Source organism: Pseudoalteromonas sp. S1650 (assembly GCF_005887195.1).
Lineage (GTDB): Bacteria > Pseudomonadota > Gammaproteobacteria > Enterobacterales > Alteromonadaceae > Pseudoalteromonas > Pseudoalteromonas simplex.
Genome location: NZ_PNDF01000209.1, coordinates 1 through 334 on the forward strand (window position 1 = coordinate 1; position 334 = coordinate 334).

1 pseudogene is annotated in these 334 nt (G+C 41.0%); it reads right to left on the reverse strand.

Going from position 1 to position 334, the window contains the following annotated elements:
- Positions 1-334 (reverse strand): annotated as a pseudogene (locus tag CWB80_RS22190) (efflux RND transporter permease subunit); the annotation flags it as partial.

Consider the following 334-nt stretch of genomic DNA (forward strand, 5'->3'; position numbering starts at 1 on the left):
TGAACAAGGGGATATAAACATTGGTAATGATCAATACACCAAACAAACAGGGACGTATGACTTCATTAGTGGCTTCATATACAACATTCAGCCTTTCTTAGAGCGGTAGAGTAGCCCCGATTTCTTTCTGCGATACCGATAATAGTCTGATACAGTTTACAACAATGATAACTGCGCCCTCGCCAATCAAGCCAAAATCCAGAGCGCCTAAACTCAAAAAAATAGCAGAAACAAATGTTTTGACCATGCACGATATCGAGCCAATCATAGCCAACGGTATTACATCCGCAGTAATAAGTGCAGCACGAACATTCCCAAGAAAAACGAATAGCAC